The organism is Psychrobacter sp. 1Y4 (assembly GCF_051847555.1).
Window position 1 is genome coordinate 1 of the sequence record NZ_JBPYDE010000627.1, and the last position, 673, is coordinate 673.

Consider the following 673-nt stretch of genomic DNA (forward strand, 5'->3'; position numbering starts at 1 on the left):
GTAATAAGCTCATAAAACTGAGTGCAACTCTTAGCTTTTTAGGCTCAATATTTTACTTTTATAACCATCAAGCAAAGTCGTATTACCTTTTAAAACACTCAAAAAATTTTGAACTTACTTACTGTCAGTGACAACGTTATTCAAACAACGAGGTAACCAACTTTATGATATTCCTGCATTATATAGAATCAATAATCACATTGCTGAATAATTTTCTTTTGTGATAAAAATGTATCACAGTATTTCGTTATGTTTGTTTTAGCACAGTTATTGATGCTTTTCCAGTCATTAGCAAATTAATGTTCTAACTAGTGAGTATCATAAACCGCTGTTCTTATTTAATAAGTCGGTAACCTCGTCTATTTTCTTGCGACAAACGCTTATGCTACTTAAGATTAGTAAGTATGGCGCAATTGTTCCACCGCGTATCTATTCACTATATAATGAAGCGACGACTATAACGGTGACTGCTATGACAGCCTTTAAATATTCCAAAAAAAGCCTCTACTTGCTCAGCGTTTTATTGCTTGCTGCTTGTCAGCCCTCACCACCTGAGACTGAGTCAGTCGCTCCTGAAAACACGGCAACGGCAGACTCCCCCGTTGTCATTACCAGTGATAGTGTCACGATGACGCCTGAACACATACTAAGCATCAAGTCCTCACGTTATCAG

The 673-nt window shown here is 37.0% G+C and carries 1 pseudogene; it reads left to right on the top strand.

The features are described from left to right. Positions 1 to 382: 382 nt before the first annotated feature. Positions 383 to 673, top strand: a pseudogene (locus tag ACS8FC_RS17980) (hypothetical protein); the annotation flags it as partial.